The organism is Streptomyces endophytica, assembly GCF_026153355.1.
Lineage (GTDB): Bacteria > Actinomycetota > Actinomycetes > Streptomycetales > Streptomycetaceae > Streptomyces > Streptomyces endophytica.
The window spans coordinates 4,982,113-4,998,778 of record NZ_CP110636.1 but is presented as its reverse complement, the minus strand read 5'-3'; the positions used below and the strand labels follow the sequence as shown (position 1 = coordinate 4,998,778).

The 16,666-nt window shown below is 74.2% G+C and carries 10 protein-coding genes; 4 read left to right on the top strand and 6 right to left on the bottom strand.

Going from position 1 to position 16,666, the window contains the following annotated elements:
• Nucleotides 1-90 precede the first annotated feature (90 nt).
• Nucleotides 91-372: a hypothetical protein gene (locus OJ254_RS22390; protein ID WP_265363767.1), complete on the top strand. Its 282-nt coding sequence runs from the start codon at nt 91-93 to the stop codon at nt 370-372.
• Here OJ254_RS22390 and OJ254_RS22385 read toward each other — a convergent pair.
• The 5 genes from OJ254_RS22385 to OJ254_RS22365 form a co-directional block, all read right to left on the bottom strand.
• The gene (locus tag OJ254_RS22385) at nt 297-4,040 is read right to left on the bottom strand and encodes a hydantoinase B/oxoprolinase family protein (RefSeq protein ID WP_265363766.1); all 3,744 of its coding nucleotides are present in this window, start codon (nt 4,038-4,040) and stop codon (nt 297-299) included. The two genes, OJ254_RS22390 and OJ254_RS22385, sit on opposite strands and share 76 nt — an antisense overlap.
• Nucleotides 4,037-5,005, bottom strand: a complete 969-nt coding sequence (locus OJ254_RS22380; protein WP_423835935.1) for an SGNH/GDSL hydrolase family protein — start codon at nt 5,003-5,005, stop codon at nt 4,037-4,039. The genes OJ254_RS22385 and OJ254_RS22380 overlap by 4 nt, the downstream gene beginning before the upstream one ends.
• Nucleotides 5,002-6,225, bottom strand: a complete 1,224-nt coding sequence (locus OJ254_RS22375) for a glycosyltransferase (protein ID WP_265363765.1) — start codon at nt 6,223-6,225, stop codon at nt 5,002-5,004. The genes OJ254_RS22380 and OJ254_RS22375 overlap by 4 nt, the downstream gene beginning before the upstream one ends.
• Nucleotides 6,222-7,349, bottom strand: a complete 1,128-nt coding sequence (locus OJ254_RS22370; RefSeq protein WP_265363764.1) for a glycosyltransferase family 4 protein — start codon at nt 7,347-7,349, stop codon at nt 6,222-6,224. Before OJ254_RS22370 ends, OJ254_RS22375 begins: the two co-directional genes overlap by 4 nt.
• 618 nt (nt 7,350-7,967) lie before the next feature.
• Nucleotides 7,968-9,392: a HEAT repeat domain-containing protein gene (locus OJ254_RS22365; protein ID WP_265363763.1), complete on the bottom strand. Its 1,425-nt coding sequence runs from the start codon at nt 9,390-9,392 to the stop codon at nt 7,968-7,970.
• Between the two features lie 309 nt (nt 9,393-9,701).
• Between OJ254_RS22365 and OJ254_RS22360 the strand changes: the two genes are divergently transcribed.
• Nucleotides 9,702-11,168, top strand: a complete 1,467-nt coding sequence (locus OJ254_RS22360; protein WP_265363762.1) for a PP2C family protein-serine/threonine phosphatase — start codon at nt 9,702-9,704, stop codon at nt 11,166-11,168.
• Between the two features lie 191 nt (nt 11,169-11,359).
• Here the strand turns inward: OJ254_RS22360 and OJ254_RS22355 are convergent, their stop codons facing one another.
• Nucleotides 11,360-12,889 carry a DNA-binding protein NsdB gene (locus tag OJ254_RS22355; protein WP_265363761.1) on the bottom strand — a complete coding sequence of 510 codons (1,530 nt, stop codon included), beginning with the start codon at nt 12,887-12,889 and terminating at the stop codon, nt 11,360-11,362.
• Between the two features lie 285 nt (nt 12,890-13,174).
• Here OJ254_RS22355 and OJ254_RS22350 point away from each other — a divergent pair, with 285 nt between their 5' ends.
• Nucleotides 13,175-14,308 carry an aminoglycoside phosphotransferase family protein gene (locus OJ254_RS22350; RefSeq protein WP_265363760.1) on the top strand — a complete coding sequence of 378 codons (1,134 nt, stop codon included), beginning with the start codon at nt 13,175-13,177 and terminating at the stop codon, nt 14,306-14,308.
• 335 nt (nt 14,309-14,643) lie between these two features.
• Nucleotides 14,644-16,647 carry an N-acetylmuramoyl-L-alanine amidase gene (locus tag OJ254_RS22345; RefSeq protein WP_265363759.1) on the top strand — a complete coding sequence of 668 codons (2,004 nt, stop codon included), beginning with the start codon at nt 14,644-14,646 and terminating at the stop codon, nt 16,645-16,647.
• The last annotated feature ends 19 nt before the right edge of the window (nt 16,648-16,666 follow it).

Here is a 16,666-nt window from a genome sequence, read left to right as displayed (position 1 = left end):
CGCCGGGGAGACCGCTGGGCACGTTCCGTAGCGGATCAACCGCTCCGAGTGACCAACTCGGGCTTCCGCACGGAAGGAACTGTCACCACCATGCGTCTCGTCCCGCGCCTCGCCGCCGCACTCAGCGGTCTCGCCCTCGCCCTCGGCGGCGTCGTGGCCGTCGCCCCGGCCGCCCACGCGACCCCGCAGGCCTGCTTCTACACCGTCCTGGAACAGCATCCCGAAGCCGACCCGGAGGTGGTGGAAGGGGCCTGTCTCATCGGCGCCGAGGGCACCCCCGAGGCGGTGCGGGCCTGCTACTTCGAGCTGCGGCGGAACTTCGTCCCCGCGGTGATCGCCTTCGAGGCGTGCCGCCGCGCGGCGGAGGAGTAACGGCCGGCCCGACCGGCGCGCGGCCGGCCGTGGACCGCGGACTCCACGGCCGGCCGCGTGTCACGGCTCCCCGTAGCCCCCGCCCCGGGCGTCCGCAGGACCAGTACGTCGTCCACCCCGGCGTCCGCCGCGTCACAGCCCCGGAGCTCCTCGCGGCTGCCGTCGGCCCGTTCGATGAGGTTGGCGCCCAGCGCGCCCGGGGCGCCGCCCGCCATGCCGTACGGCGGGACGCGGCGGTGGTGGGTGAGCAGGGCGAGGGTGACCGGTTCCAGGAAGCGCAGCCGGCGCTCGACGCCGCAGCCGCCGTGCCAGCGTCCGCGGCCGCCGCTGCCGGTCCGGATCGCGAAGGCGTCGACCCGGACCGGGTAGCGCCACTCCAGGACCTCGGGGTCGGTCAGCCGGGAGTTGGTCATGTGGGTCTGCACGGCGTCCGCGCCGTGGAAGCCGTCGCCGGCGCCCGAACCGCTGGCCACGGTCTCGTAGTACTGCACCCGGTCGTTGCCGAAGGTGAGGTTGTTCATCGTGCCGGAGCCCTCGGCCTGGATGCCCAGCGCGGCGTAGAGCGCGCCGGTGACCGCCTGGGAGGTCTCCACGTTGCCCGCGACGGTGGCCGCCGGGAAGACGGGGGCCAGCATCGAGCCCTCGGGGATGCGGACCTCGACGGGCTTGAGGCAGCCGCTGTTGAGCGGGATGTCCTCGGCGACCAGGGTGCGGAAGACGTACAGCACCGCGGCCATCACCACCGAGGTGGGCGCGTTGGCGTTGCCGGGCTGCTGCGGCGAGGTGCCGGCGAAGTCCAGCACCGCGCTGCGGGCGTCCCGGTCGACGGTCAGCGCGACCCGGATCTCCGCGCCACTGTCGGTCTCGTAGCGGTAGCTGCCGTCCGACAGCCGGGCGATGATCCGGCGGACCGATTCCTCGGCGTTGTCCTGGACATGGCCCATGTAGGCCCGTACGACGTCCAGGCCGAACTGGTCGGTCATCCTGCGGAGTTCCTGGATGCCCTTCTCGTTCGCGGCGATCTGGGCGCGCAGATCCGCGAGGTTGGCGTCCGGCGAACGGGACGGGTACGGGCCGGAGGTGAGCAGCTCACGGGTCTCGCGCTCGCGCAGCGTCCCGTCCCGCACCAGCAGCCAGTTGTCGAAGAGGATGCCCTCCTCCTGGATGGTGGTGCTGAACGCCGGCATCGAGCCGGGGGTGATGCCGCCGATCTCGGCGTGGTGGCCGCGGGAGGCCACCAGGAACAGCAGGTCGTCGCCGTCGGCGTCGAAGACGGGCGTGACGACCGTGACGTCCGGGAGGTGGGTGCCGCCGTGGTACGGGTCGTTGATCGCGTAGACGTCGCCCGGCCGCAGGTCGCCCCGGCGCCGGCGGAGCACCTCCTTGATGGACTCCCCCATCGAGCCCAGGTGCACCGGGATGTGCGGGGCGTTGGCGATCAGATTGCCCTCGGCGTCGAACAGCGCGCAGGAGAAGTCCAGCCGCTCCTTGATGTTGACGGAGTGCGCGGTGTTCTCCAGCCGGACGCCCATCTGCTCGGCGATGGCCATGAAGAGGCTGTTGAAGACCTCCAGCATCACCGGGTCGGCCTCGGTGCCGACCGCGACCCGGTCGCCGCGCGGGCGGGTACGGGTCAGCAGCAGGTGCCCGCGGTCCCCCCTCTCCGCCTGCCAGTCGGGGTCGACGACGGTGGTGGCGTCGGCCTCGGCGACGATCGCCGGGCCGGTGAGGACGTCACCGGGCCGCAGTTCGGTCCGCCGGTACAGGCCGGTGTCCCGCCAGCGTCCGCCGGCGTACATCCGCACCGTCGCGGCGGGGGTCAACTCCCCTTCCCTGCCGCCCGTTTGTGCCTCGTAGCCGCGGGCGCCGCCGGACTCCCCGCGGGCCTCGACCGACACCGCCTCGGCGACCAGCGGTTTGTCCATGGTGAAGGCGTACCGCGCGCGGTGCGCCCGGACGAACTCCTCGGCCATCGCCGCGGCGTCGCCGAGCGGGACGCCGAGGGGGGAGTCGGTCCCGGCGTAGCGGACCAGCACCCGGGAACGGGTGGTGATCGACGCGTCCGGCACCCCGTCGTCGAGGAGTTCGCGGCGGGTCTGGTCGGCGAGCGCGGCGCACACCTCGTGGACGTGGTCGAGCGCGGCGGGGTCGGAGAACTCCGCCTCGACGGCCTGTTCGCGCATCGCGGTGGCGTCCGCGACGCCGATGCCGTACGCCGAGAGGACGCCGGCCAGCGGCGGGACGAGGACCGTGTTGATGCCCAGCGCGTCGGCGACCGCGCAGGCGTGCTGGCCGCCGGCGCCGCCGAAACTGGTGAGGGCGTAGCGGGTGACGTCGTGGCCGCGCTGGACGGAGATCTTCTTGACCGCGTTGGCCATGTTGAGCACGGCGATGTCCAGGAACCCGGCGGCGACCTCCTCGGGGCCGCGGTCGTCCCCGGTCTCGGCGGCGGCCCGCTCGGCCAGCTCCGTGAAGCGCTCCCGGACCGTCTCGTCGTCCAGCGGCAGGTCGCCTTCGGGGCCGAACACCGCGGGGAAGTGGGCCGGCTGGATGCGGCCGAGCATCACATTGGCGTCGGTGACGGTCAGCGGGCCGCCGCGCCGGTAGCAGGCCGGTCCCGGGTCGGCACCGGCCGAGTCGGGGCCGACCCGGTAGCGGCGCCCGTCGAAGTGCAGGACGGAGCCGCCGCCGGCCGCGACGGTGTGGATGTTCATCATCGGGGCGCGCATCCGGACGCCGGCGACCTCGTTGCCGAAGACCCGCTCGAACTCACCGGCGTAGTGCGACACGTCGGTGGAGGTGCCGCCCATGTCGAAGCCGATCACCCGGTCGTGGCCGTCACCGGCCTCGGCGGCCGTCCGGACCATGCCGACCACGCCGCCCGCGGGGCCGGAGAGCACCGCGTCCTTCCCGCGGAAGTGCGCGGCCTGGCGGAGCCCGCCGTTGGACTGCATGAACATCAGCCGGATGCCCGGGAGCTGGGCGGCGATCTCGTCGACGTAACGGGCCAGGATCGGCGAGAGGTAGGCGTCGACGACGGTGGTGTCGCCGCGCGGCACCAGCTTCATCAGCGGGCTGACCTCGTGCGAGCAGCTGACCTGGGGGAAGCCGGCCTCCCGGGCCAGCTCGGCGACGGCCTGCTCGTGGTCGGAGTGGCGGTAGCCGTGCAGCAGGACGACGGCGGCGCTGCTCAGCCCGTCGGCGCGGGCCTCCCGCAGCGCCTCGCGGACCCGGCCGGCCTCCAGCGGCCGGACCACGTCGCCGTGCGCCCCGATCCGCTCCGGCACCTCGATCACCCGGTCGTAGAGCGCCTCGGGCAGCACGATCCGGCGGTCGAAGATCCGCGGGCGGTTCTGGTAGGCGATCCGCAGCGCGTCGCGGAAGCCCTCGGTGATGAGCAGCACGGTCGGTTCGCCCTTGCGCTCCAGGAGGGCGTTGGTGGCGACCGTGGTGCCCATCTTGACGACGGAGACCCGCTCGGCGGGCACCGGTTCGTCCGGGCCCAGGCCGAGCATCATCCGGATGCCGGCCACCGCGGCGTCCCGGTAGCGCTCGGGGTGGTGCGAGAGCAGTTTCCCGGTGACCAGCCGCCCGTCCGGGCGTCTGCCGACGACGTCCGTGAAGGTGCCACCGCGGTCGATCCAGAACTCCCAGCGTCCGGTCGTCATCCCGTCATTGTCGCAGCGCCCGGCGCGCACGCGGCGGCTTTCGGCCCGGGGAGGGCGGCGAGCGCGGCCCGCGTGGTCCGGTCGGCCGCGGCGTCCAGGAGGCGCCCGGTGCCCGCGAGGGAGTGCCGGTACTCCCGGGCCGCGAGGGCGAGGAGACCGGGCAGCAGGTCCGTGCAGCGGGCGACGACCCAGCGGGTGCCCTTGGTGGCCATCCACAGGGCGGAGCCGGTACGGGTCGGCGGCCGGCCGTCGAGGGTGAGCGCGGGCGGCGGGCCCACCGGCAGGCCGGCGGCGGCGAGCTGCGCGTGGAAGCCGCGGGCCAGCAGCCGGTGGCCGCGTTCGCTGGGGTGCAGCCGGTCCACGCTCCAGGAGGCGCGGTCGGTGACCCAGGGGTGCTCGGCCAGATGCAGGTGCACGCCCCCGTGGCGGGCGGCGAGCGCGTGGGTGACGGCGTTGACCGCGCGCATCCGCCGGGCCAGCGGCCTGGCCAGCGGCGCGGGCAACCCCAGCATCCGGCCCGGATCGGGCAGACAGGCCGTCAGGACCACGGTCCCGTCGCCGCTCAGCGCGCCGTACGCCCGGTCCAGAGCGGCCGCGACCCGCTCGATGGCGAAGGCGGCCCGCAGGGTGTCGTTGGCACCGACGACCAGCGACGCGAACCGCGGCCGGTGCGCCCGCGCGGCGGGCAGCTGCCGCTCGGCCACGTCCGCCGCCAGCGCCCCGCTGACCGCCAGGTTCACCAGCTCCACGCTCTCCGGCCGCTCCCCCAGCGCCGCGGCGAGCAGCACCGCCCAGCCGCGCCAGCCCCCGCCCGGCAGGGGATCGCCCAGCCCCTCGGTGAGCGAATCGCCGAGCGCGACGAAGCGGACGGGTTCCCCGCCCAGAGCCGCTCCCGGCTGTGCCGCGGGCGGCCTTCCGGTGGGCGGCTGGGTCGGTATCGGCCCCGTGGTGGACCGCACCGTCACCACCCGCCCCGGGGGCCCGCCGGATGCGGCGCGGCCGGTACGGCGGTGACGGGCCGGGGCAGTGGCACGTCGGCGTCGTGCGCCGCCAGGAAGGCGTCCACGGCCGGCTGCCAGCCGTAGCCCTCGGCCTGCCGGCGGGCCGCGGCGCGCCGGGCCGCCTCGGGCCGGGCCAGTACCCGCTGGACGGCGTCGGCGAAGGACGGCCCGTCGTCGAGGGCGGTGTCGCCCCCGGCGCCGACGAGCCCGGCCAGCGCCGAGGCCGCGCTGGCGACCACCGGGGTGCCGCAGGCCAGCGCCTCCAGGGCGGCCAGCCCGAACGTCTCGGCGGGCCCGGGCGCCAGCGCGACATCGGCACTGGCCTGCAGGGCGGCCAGCCGGTCGCGGTCGGCGAGGTGGCCCAGGAACGCCGCGGGCAGCCGTTCGGCCCGCGCGCGGGCGGCCAGCCGGGCCCGCAGCGGCCCGTCACCGACCACCACCAGCGCCGCGTCGATCCCGCGCCGGCGCAGCTCGGCGAGCGCGTCCAGGGCCCGCCCGGGCCGCTTCTCCTGGGAGAGCCGGGAGCACATCAGCAGCAGGACCCCGGCCCGGCCCGCGCACCGGAGGCGCAGCTCGGCGCTGCCGCAGTCCGGGTGCCAGGCGGCCAGATCGACCCCGAGCGGGGCGCGTACGACATTGCGCGCACCGGCCCGGGTGAACTCCGCGGCCGCCCACTCGGTGGTGCACACCACCCGGCTGTAGGCGTACGCGGTACGGCGGTTGAGCCGGTCCGCGGCGGCCCGGGCGAGCGGCCGCGGCACACCCCAGGTGTGCAGCACCCCGTCCACGCTCTCGTGCGAGACCATCACCGCGGGGACCCGGGCCCGGCGGGCCCACTCGCCCGTCCAGCGCAGCGTCGTACGGTCCGAGACCTCCAGCCGGTCGGGAGCCAGTTCCGCCAGCAGCCGCTGCACCCTCGGGCGGTCGGTCAGCATCCGGTAGCCGCCGCTGCCGGGCAGCGCGGTCCCGGGCAGGGTGAACACCCGCCCCTGCGCGGTGAGTTCCTCGTGCGTCCGGTCGTCGCCGGGCGGCCCGGGCACGATGAGCACCGGTTCGTGCCCGGCGGCCCGGTAGCCGGCACCGAGCGCGGCGAGCGCGGTGCGCAGGCCGCCGGAGGCCGGGGTGACGAAGTTGGCGATCCGTACGATCCGCAGGCCCGTCGTGCGGGCCGGCCGCCGGTTCACACCGCCACCGCCGTCCGGTCGGCGAGCACGTCCTCGTAGTGGCCCAGCAACTGGTCGCCGACCGCTTCCCAGGTGCGGTCCGCGACGGCCCGGCGGGCCGCGGCGCCGTACCGCACGCGCAGTTCGGCACCGCCCGCCAGCAAGCGCACCGCGTCCCGGAACGCGCCGCCGTCACCGGGGGTGACCAGGAGCCCGGTACGGCCGTGGTCGACCAGATCGACCGGGCCGCCGGCCCGCGGCGCGACGACGGGCACGCCCGAGGCCATCGCCTCCTGCACGGTCTGGCAGAAGGTCTCGTAGGGCCCGGTGTGCACGAAGACGTCCAGGGAGGCGTACAGCCGGGCGAGTTCGTCACCGGTGCGGCGGCCGAGGAAGCGGACCTCCGGGAGGGCGGAACGCAGTCCGGCGGCGCTGGGGCCCTCGCCGATGACGACGGTGCGGACGCCCGGCAGCCGGGAGGTCTCGGCCAGCAGCCGGACGTCCTTCTCCGGTGCGAGCCGCCCCACGTACCCCACCAGCAGCTCCCGTCCGGCGGTGAGCGAACTGCGCAGCACCGCGTCGCGCCGCCCGGGGTGGAAGCGGGTGGAGTCCACGCCGCGCGGCCAGAGGTGCACCCGGGGCACGCCGTGCTCGGTCAGGTCGAGCAGCGCGGCGCTGGAGGGCGCGAGGGTGCGGTCGGCGGCCCCGTGCACGGCACGCAGCCGCCGCCAGGCGGTGGCGGTGCCGCCACCGAGGTAGGTGCGGGCGTAGCGGCCCAGGTCCGTCTGGTAGACGGCGATCGCGGGCACCCGCAGGCGGGCCGCGGCGGCCATGCCGCGGGCGCCGAGGACGAAGGGGCTGGCGAGGTGCACCAGATCGGGCCGGTGACCGGCCAGCGCCGCGGACAGCCTTCGTCCGGGGAGCGCGATCCGCACCTGCGGGTAACCGGGCAGCGGCATCGACGGCACCCGTACGACGGGGCAGGGGCTGTCGTGCGTACCGGTTCCGGGCGCGGCGCCACCGAGCGGCGCGATGACCAGCGGATCGTGCCCGCGGCGGACGAGGTGGCGGGCGGTTTCCAGGGCGCAGTGAGAGACGCCGTTGACATCGGGCGGGAAGGATTCGGTGACGATGACGACACGCATACGGCTGTTCTCGGCGCACCGTGCGTGGAGCGAGCCACGTGGATCTTTCCAGCCGGCGAACATTCCGCTGCGCTTTGCGGTGCCTCCCACGTACCCGTCTCTCCCACGTACCCGTCTGTCCCGCCGCGGGGCTTGCTCGCCGTTGCGCTTTGCGGCGCCCCGCACATACCTGTCTGCGGCGCCGCGGTTGTTGTTCGCCGTTGCGCCTGCGGCGGGCTGGGTGATGGTCGGGTGCGGTGCCGGTCCTCCAGACTTCGTCCTCCGGCCCGTCCCCTCCTGTTGGGGGGAAAGTTAGGGCCGGTGGGGGTGCACGTCATGCCCACGCGCCCGCAGGCAACAGACCAGGCCCGCCCCCAACCAGCTCAGCAACTCCCACTCACGGGAGGGGCTGGACCGGAGGACGAAGTCTGGAGGGCCGGCACCGCACCCGACAACACCACGCCCGCCGCCAGGCGCAACGGCGAACAACACCCGCGGCGGGAAAGCCAGGTACGTGGGAGGCGCCGCAAAGCGCGCAACGGCGAGACGACCCGCGGCGGGACGGCCAACTACGTGCGGGGCGCCGCAAAGCGCAACGGCGAGCAAGCCCCGCGGCGCCGCAGACGGGTACGTGGGAGGTCAAACCGCCGACGCATCGGGACCGAATCTGCTGCGCACCGCCGTCTGGACCTCGGCCTCCTCGGCGGGGTCGGCGGCGAGTCGGCGGAGTTGTTCGACGACCCGGTCGTCGCCGGTGGCGGCATGCCGGGCGGCCAGTTCGCGGGTGGTCTCCTCGCAGTCCCAGAGGCACTCGACGGCGAAACCCGCCGCGAAGCCGGGGTCGGTCGCGGCGAGCGCGGCGGCGGCCCGGCCGCGCAGGTGGGAGGAGGACGTCTCGCGGTAGATGTGCCGCAGTACGGGCGCGGCGCAGGCGACGCCGAGGCGGCCGGTGCCGTCGACCAGCTCCCACAGGCCGGCGGCGTCCGGGCCCTCCTCGCGGACGGTGCGGCGCAGCGCGGCCAGCACCAGTTCGGCGTCGCGCTGCGTGCCACGGCGGGCGAGCACGGCGGCGGCCGACGCACCCAGCCGGTCCGTACGCGGCGCCCAGCCGCGGGCCCGCTCGACGGCAGCCACGCTCCGCATGCGTTCGAAGGCGGCGAGTCCGGCGGTGATCAGCGACTCGGAGGAGAACGGGCAGGTGACCGCGGCCTCGATCAGGTCGAGGACGTCCGGGTCGCCGCGCTCGGCGAGGTGGTGCAGCACCACGGCGCGCGCCGCGTCCGGGCCGCTGCGCGCCGCCCGGAGCAGCTCGGGGCGGTCGTCCGGGCCGACGACGGCGGCCAGGCAGCGGGCGGCGGCGAGGTACCGGTGCTCCGCGTCCTCCAGTTCCAACCCCTGCTCGGCCCACCGGAGGACCTCCGTGACGCCCCAGCCGGGGCGCGGTCCGCGCGGTCGCAGCTGACGCTGCCAGCGGTCGAAGGAGCCCTGTTCACCGGCGGCGGCCAGCCGCGGGCCGTACCGGGGGTCCTCGGCCCACAGCCGCCAGGGCCGGGGCTCGAAGGCGTCCCGGACCGCGGTGGCCAGGTCGGCCCGGCCCTGCTCGGTCTCCGGGAAGCGGGCGAGGACGGCGGGGGCGAGCGACATCAGCCCGGCGTCGTCGTCACGCAGCGCGAGCTCGTCCAGGGCCCAGCGCCAGTTGCTGCCGACCGCGGCGTAGCTGCGCAGCAGCAGCCGCGCGGCGTCCCTGCCGTACGCGGCGAGGTGGCCGAGGACGGCGAGGGCCAGGCCGGTGCGCTCCTCGCCGGTGTCGGTGCGGTCGTCGGGGTGGAAGAGGTGCCGTTCGATCTCCTCGAGCCCACCGTCGAGCTGCATGTAGAGGCGCGCGTAGTACAGCGAGCGGTTCTCCACCTGCCAGTCGCGCCGGGGGTCGCGCAGCACGCTGTCGTTGAGCGCGGCGAGCGCCTCGGCCCGCGGCGCCGCGAGGGCGTGCAGGGTCCCGTCGCCGCGGCCTCGCTGCAGGAGGCCGAGCAGGGTGCCACTGGGCGCTATGTCTGGATCGAACATGAGGTCAGCATCCGGTGCGGGGGACGGGCTGGCAACGGGATTTCCGCTGACCGGCATTCTTGCCGGTGACCACGGGCCGTATGCCTCGTTCCCACCATGGATCGGCAGCAACGCCTGCAGTACGGCGGCCGAAGCCTAGCCTGGAACCTGTGATTCCGCCGATTCCCCCGGCTTGCCAAGGGAGGCCGGAGGCATATGTCAGGTGCACCACCGTATCGGGTAGTGCCAAATCCCTTACGCACGGTCGCCGCCTGTGCAACAGTCGTTACCGGCCCTTCAGCCCGGCGCCGCCTGATCACGGAGTACGTCATGCCGTCCCCTCTCTTCGCGGACCACCCAGCCGACCGGCCCCCCGAGCGCGACACGGTCGAGGCCCTGATCACGCAGGCGCGCCGCTTGCGCGGCGGCCTCGACGCGGTGCGCCGGGAGTCCACGGTGGACACCGGCCTCACCCCCGACCCGCAGCTGCGCTGGCAGCGGGCGCTGTGCGATCTCGCCGTACACCACCTCGACGATCTCGGGGGCCATCTCGACCAGCTCAGAGAGGGCCTGCCCACAGAGAGTGACGACGCCCCGGAGCCGGCGGCCGAGGTACCGGAGGTCCCGGCCGAGCTCGGGCCCCCCGCGCGCGGTGCGCTGCTGCGCCGGGTGGGCAGCGCCGAGTGGAATCTGCTCACGGACGAGGCCAGCTGGTCCGACGAGCTGTTCGCGATCTTCGGCCGGTCCCCCGCCGAGGGCCCGCTGACCCTCGACGAACTGCCGTCCCTGGTGCACGCCGAGGACCAGGAGGGGCTGGCCACGATGGTCACCGACTGCCTGGTGGACGGCCGGCCGATCGACGGCGAGTTCCGCATCGTGCGCCCGGACGCGAGCCTGCGCACGGTGCACATGGTGGGCGAGCCGGTGCTGGAAGCCGACGGCAGTACGGCCTGCATGTGGGCCGTACTGCGGGACGTCAGCGAGCTGCGCCGGAGCCAGCAGGCGGTGCGCGAGACCCGTGAATCGCTGCACCGCGAGCGGCAGATCGCAGAGACCGAGCACCGGCTCGCGGTCGAGCTGCAGGAGGCCGTGCTGCCGCCGTGGCGGGGCTCCCTGCGGTTCCCGCAGGACGGCAGGGTCACCCTCGACCTCGCGGGGCGCTATCTGCCGTCCGGCACCCACACGCTGATCGGCGGGGACTGGTACGACGCGATGCAACTCCCGGACGGCCGGACGCTGTTGAGCGTCGGCGACCTCACCGGGCACGGCGTCGCGGCCACGTCGGGGATGGCGATGGTGCTCGGCGCGCTGCGCGGTATGGCGGTCGCCGGCCACCGGCCGGAGCAGTTGATGGGGCTGCTCAACCAACTGCTGGACACCGCCGCCCAGCCGGCGCTCGGCAGTGCGATGTGCGGCACGTTCGATCCGGCGACCCGGACGCTGGAATGGGCCCAGGCCGGGCACCCCGCACCGCTGCTCTTCCGCGGCGGCACGGGGCGCGCGCTGGACCCGCCCGAGGGCGTTCTGCTGGGGGCGACGTCGGGGGCGGCGTACACCCAGCGCACCGAGCAACTGGAGCCCGGTGACCTGCTCGTGCTGCACACCGACGGACTGGCGCCCTGCCGGGCGTACGGCACCGGCGCGGGCCTGGAGAGTGCCGAGCGGCTCCTGGCACTGGCACCGCGGTTCGCCGCGGCCCGCAGTGCGCAGGAAAGCGTCCGCATCGTCGTCGAGGAGTTCGGCAGTGCCGAGCGCGAGGACGACGCGTGCGTGCTGATCGCCAGGGTCGGCGACTGACACACACCGCGGTAGCCGAGGGCGGACCGGCGTCAGGTGAGCCGGCCGCCCCGCACGCATGAGGCGGGCAGCCGTCGGGGGACGGACCCGTGACGCATGAGGTCGTCGGACCCATGAGCCAGGGGGCCGTCCGACCCGACCCGCAAGGGGCCCTGGGTCGACGGAGCGGGGTCAGCGGCGGTCGGGGGAGGTCAGACCGAGAGGTTCGGCCCCAGGCCCGTGCCGATGCCCGGGCCCAGCCGTGATTCCTTGGACTTGGGCCTGGGCTTCGGCAGGACATGCTGGATCTCCTCGCGCAGGTCCTGGATCTTGGCGTAGTTCGCGTACTGGCCCGTGAGCCGGAACATTTCGCGGAGCCGGTCCCAGGTGCGGTGGGAGGAGTTCTCACCGATGGACACCAGGGCCAACCTGGCGTAACGGTCGGCCTGTTCGGGGTCGTCGCCGATGAAGCAGGCCGAGGCCATGGAGATGTAGTCGAAGATCTGCGACCGCTGGCGGCCGCCCTCCCGCAGGGCCAGTGCCTGCTTGGCGTGGTGCTGGGCGATCTTGGCGGCCGCGGGGTCGTGATCGGCGAGGGTGCGGAACGCCAGGGCCTGCATGCCGTGCAGGTCCGCCTCGTCGAACATCTGCATCCAGCACGGGGGCGGAACGTCGCCCTTGTCCGAGACGAACAACTCCTCGGCCTCGCCCAGGGTGCGGCGCATCGCCTGGCCCTGGCCCTTGGACGCCTGCGCCCAGGCCTCGATGGTGTGCAGCATGGCGCGGGTGCGGGGCAGGGTCTCCTCGCCGGAACCGGACTTGGCGAGTTTCATCAGGTCCAGCGCGTCGTCCGGGCGTCCCAGGTGGACCATCTGACGGGCGGCGCGGGAGAGGGCCTCACCGGCGCGCGGGCGGTCGCCGCCCTCGCGGGCCGCATGGGCGGCGATGATGAAGTACTTCTGCGCGGTGGGCTCCAGGCCGACGTCGTGCGACATCCAGCCGGCCAGCACGGCGAGGTTGGCGGCCACGCCCCACAACCGGCGCTGGAGGTGGTCGGGATGGCGGTAGGCGAGCATGCCGCCCACCTCGTTGAGCTGGCCCACCACCGCCTTGCGCTGCAGCCCGCCGCCGCGGGCCGCGTCCCAGGCGCGGAAGACCTCCACCGAGTGCTCCAGCGCGTCGATTTCCTGCGACCCCACAGGGGCCGCCTCATAGCGGTCGAGGCCGATCTGGTCGAAGTCGTCGAAGGAGTCGGAAGCGAACGGGTCGTCGTGGCGGGAGGCGCCGGTGGGGGCCGGGTCGGTGTGCAGCCAGTCGTGCATGGCGCCGGTGAGTGCGGAGCCCGCGGCGAGCGCCGCGCCCGCACCCACCAAGCCGCGTCGGTTGAGCATGAGGTCCATTCCCGTGAATTCCGTGAGGACCGCAGCGGTCCGTTCGGGAGCCCACGGCAGACCGTCCATGGCCTGCCGCTTCCCCGAGCGACCGGTTCTGGCGAACCCGAGGTCCTCGATGGTTACGACACGGCCGAGGCGCTCGGTGAACAGCGAAGCCAGGACCTTGGGCACGGGATCCCGGGGGGTCTCCCCCATGTCGATCCAGCGCCGCACTCGCGAGGTATCGGTCGCCAGCTGCGGATGGCCCATGGCCGCCGCCTGCCGGTTGACGAGCCTCGCCAGCTCTCCCTTGGACCAGCCGGCCAGGCCGAAAAGGTCCGCGAGACGGGTGTTCGGCTGCCTGTCCACGTCAAGCCCCCAGGTTCCTCGACTGAGTTGACAGTAACGGCCGGTGACATGCACCGGGTCCATTCGCCAGGGTTCGCCACCCTGCGCCAGATGGTCTGCCACCCGCAGCCGAGTGTTCTGTAGACGTGCCGCCCCCGGCCCGGTGGCGGGACCGCATTCCCCAGGGTGCGCGCCCTTCACAGGGACCCTGGATCGGCCTCCTGCACGGGGCCCGTTCACGGGTTCCCTCCACCGGGCCGGGGAGCGCACGCAACTCGTCGGCGCACGAAGGGATCTGTCTCACCCATGTATGCAGCATCGTCCGCCGTGACCGCCCCCGCCCGGCCGCACCGCCCGCACCCGACGGGGAGCGGGCCGTACCTCGCCCCCGCTCCTTCCGCGGGGGCGGTCCCCGGTATGTCCGGCGGCCGGACCCGGCGGGCACAGGGGACGGGCACCCAACCGCTCAGCGGGAGACTCGACTTGTCCGGGCCCCAGGGCGCACAGCTGCGCGCCGCGGTCGCCTCGGTGCACCGCATCTGTCCGGAGTTCAATCCGGTGCAGGTGCTGCGCCGGAGCGGGAAATCCGTCCTCCTCGTCGGCACGACCGGCCGTATGACCGCGGTCGCCAAGTGTTTACTGGACCAGTCCCCCGCGTGGGCGGAAAGGTTCCGGCAGGAAATAAGCGCATACCGCGCATTCGTCCGGCATCGTCCGCCGGTACGGGTGCCGCGGCTGGTGGCGGCGGATCCCGACAACTGCACGCTGATCATCGAGCGGATGCCCGGCCGGGTCGCGGCCATGACGCGCCACCCCGCCGAGGCGCCGCCCCGGGCCGACATCCGCGCCGCGATCGGCGCGGTCTGCCAGCTCAACCACTGGCGTCCGCCGGCCGGGCTGTTCGACGCCCCGCTGGACTACGCCGGCCGGATCGGCCGCTACCACGACCTGGGGCTGCTCACCGACCGCGACCTGGGTGACCTGCAGAAGCTGATGCACGGTCTGTCGCACGTCCAGGGCCAGTTCAACCACGGCGACGCGCTGCTGAACAACGTCCTGCTGTCGCCCGCCGGCCCGGTGCTGCTGGACTGGGACAACGCCGGCTGGTACCTCCCGGGCTACGACCTGGCGACCCTGTGGTCGGTGCTCGGCGACGCCCCGGTGGCGCGCCGTCAGATCAGCCAGCTCGCCCAGAACGCCGGCCCCGCCTCGCGGGACTCCTTCCTGGTGAATCTGATGCTGATCCTCACCCGGGAGATCCGGCGCTACGAAACCGCGGTCCAGCGGACCATGCGCGAACCCACGCCGGCGGTGACTCCGGGCCCGGGACAACCCGGCGTCCCTTCGGCGGGCGAGGAGCAGCGGCTGCTCCTGCGCCGGCTGCACGACGACTGCCAGATGGCCCGTCGTGCGGTACGGGCGGCGGTCGGCACCCGCTGACCGCCCGGGGGGAGTGCCTCGTCTGCGGGCACTTCCCCGAGGGGGATTGTGAGCGGCGCACCCGGTTTGCGGGAGGCGCCGCTCACCCATGTGCGCCGCGCGGTCATTGGTCCATTCCACTGACGCCCCGCAGGCCGGGCGGCGGTCCGGGAAGGCTCCTCTGGAGATGCTCTGACATGCGAAATCCCGAACCGACGCGGTAGGTGACGGGCCGTCGGCCCAGCTATGGCTCTGCGGCCCCACGGGGCTCTACTCTCGGGTCCATCCCGTACGGCCGTTGGTGCACTGCACCATCCGTCACACCGCCCGGCTCGGGCCGGCTCGAGGAGGCTGCTTTGCGAGGATCCGCCCCGGAAGACAAGAGAACCCATCGCCCCGCCCTGCGCAGGTCCACCACCGCGGTGGCGGCGGCGGTGCTGCTGCTGCCGCTCTCCGGAGCACCGTCCGCGAGCGCCGGGCAGCCCCGGACGGACGCCCTGCAGCGGGCCTTCAGCAAGGCCGCGGCCCGCTTCCATGTGCCGCGCAGCGTGCTGCTCGGCGTCTCGTACCTGGAGTCGCGGTGGGACGGCCACGGCGGCGCGCCGAGTGTCTCCGGGGGCTACGGCCCGATGCATCTGACCGACGCCCGGACCGCGCTGGCGCGGGCGCCGGAGTTCAGCGCGGGCGCGGAGGACGCCCGGGGCGACGCCTCGCGTGCCCGCAAGCGGGTCCCGGAGGGCGCGGCGCAGCAGGCCGCGCTGCCCGCCGAACTCCCGGCACGGCTGCGTACGTTGCCGGCCGCGGCCCGGCTGACCGGGCTGCCGGCCGAGCGGTTGCGTACCGACCCGGCGGCGAACGTGCTGGGCGGGGCGGCGCTGCTCGCCGCGGAGCAGCGCGGGCTCGGGCTGTCCGCCGGGGGCGGTCCGGCCCGCTGGTACGCGGCGGTGGCGCGTTACGGCGGTCAGGACGATGCGCGCGCCGGCAAGGCCTTCGCGGACGAGGTGTTCTCGGTGATCCGCCGGGGCGAGGCGCGGACGACCGACGCCGGGCAGCGGGTCAGGCTGTCCGCGGCCCCCGGGCTGGTCCCCGACGCCGGGCAGCAGAAACGTCTCGGCGGCGCTGCCACCAGGGCCTCGGCGCCCGGTGGCGACCACGGGCCGGAGTGCCCGGGGGACGTGGCCTGCGAGTCGGTCCCGGCGCCGTACGAGGAGTTCGGCGACCACGACTACGGCAACCACGACAAGGCGGACCGGCCGCGGGACCAGGAGGTCGACACCATCGTCATCCATGACACCGAGGGGTCGTGGGACGTCACGCTGAAGCTGATCAAGGACCCCACGTACGTGTCCTGGAACTACACCGTGCGTTCCTCGGACGGGCTGATCGCCCAGCACGTACCGGGCAAGGACGTCGCCTGGCACGCCGGCAACTGGTACGTGAACTCGCACTCCATCGGCGTCGAGCACGAGGGCTTCCTGGCCTCTCCGGACGCCTGGTACACGGAGGCGATGTACCGGTCCTCGGCCCGGCTGGTGAAGTACCTGAGCCGCAAGTACGACGTGCCGCTGGACCGGCAGCACATCCTGGGCCACGACAACGTGCCCGGTACGACGACGTCCACGATCCCGGGGATGCACACCGACCCCGGGCCGTACTGGGACTGGGCGCACTACTTCGAGCTGCTGGGCAAGCCGTTCCACGCCACGGCGGGCAAGCACGGCGGACTGGTCACCATCCTCCCGGACTACGACCGCAACCGGCCGCGCTACTCCGGCTGCGCGAAGCCGGGGGACGCCTGCGCGCCGCACGGTTCCGCCGCGGTGCGGCTGCACACCGCGCCGAGCGAGAGCGCTCCGCTGGTCAAGGACGTCGGGCTGCATCAGGACGGCAGCGACTCGACGGACGGGGTGAACGACACCGGCGCCCGGGCCACGACGGGGCAGCGGTTCGCGCTGGCGGGCCGGGACGGTGACTGGACCGCGATCTGGTACCTCGGGCAGGTCGCGTGGTTCCGCAATCCGCACGGTGCGCCGACGGCGGTGAACGCCAAGGGGCTGGTCGCCACGCCGAAGTCCGGCCGCGAGGAGATCCCGGTGTACGGCCGGGCGTACCCGGAGAAGGCCGCCTATCCGGCGGGGGTTCCGTACCAGTCGGTCTCCCCGCTGCCGTACACGATCGCGGCGGGGCAGCGGTACGCGGTCGGCGGCCGGGTCACCGGCGAGTACTTCTACGCGCCGACGTTCGACGTCTCGAAGCACACGATCGTCCAGGGCGAGGACGTCTACTACGAGATCCAGCTGGGGCACCGGGTGGGCTATGTGCGGGCGGCCGACGTGGACGTGCGGCGGTCGCATTCCTAGCCGGGTGACCGGGTGGCAC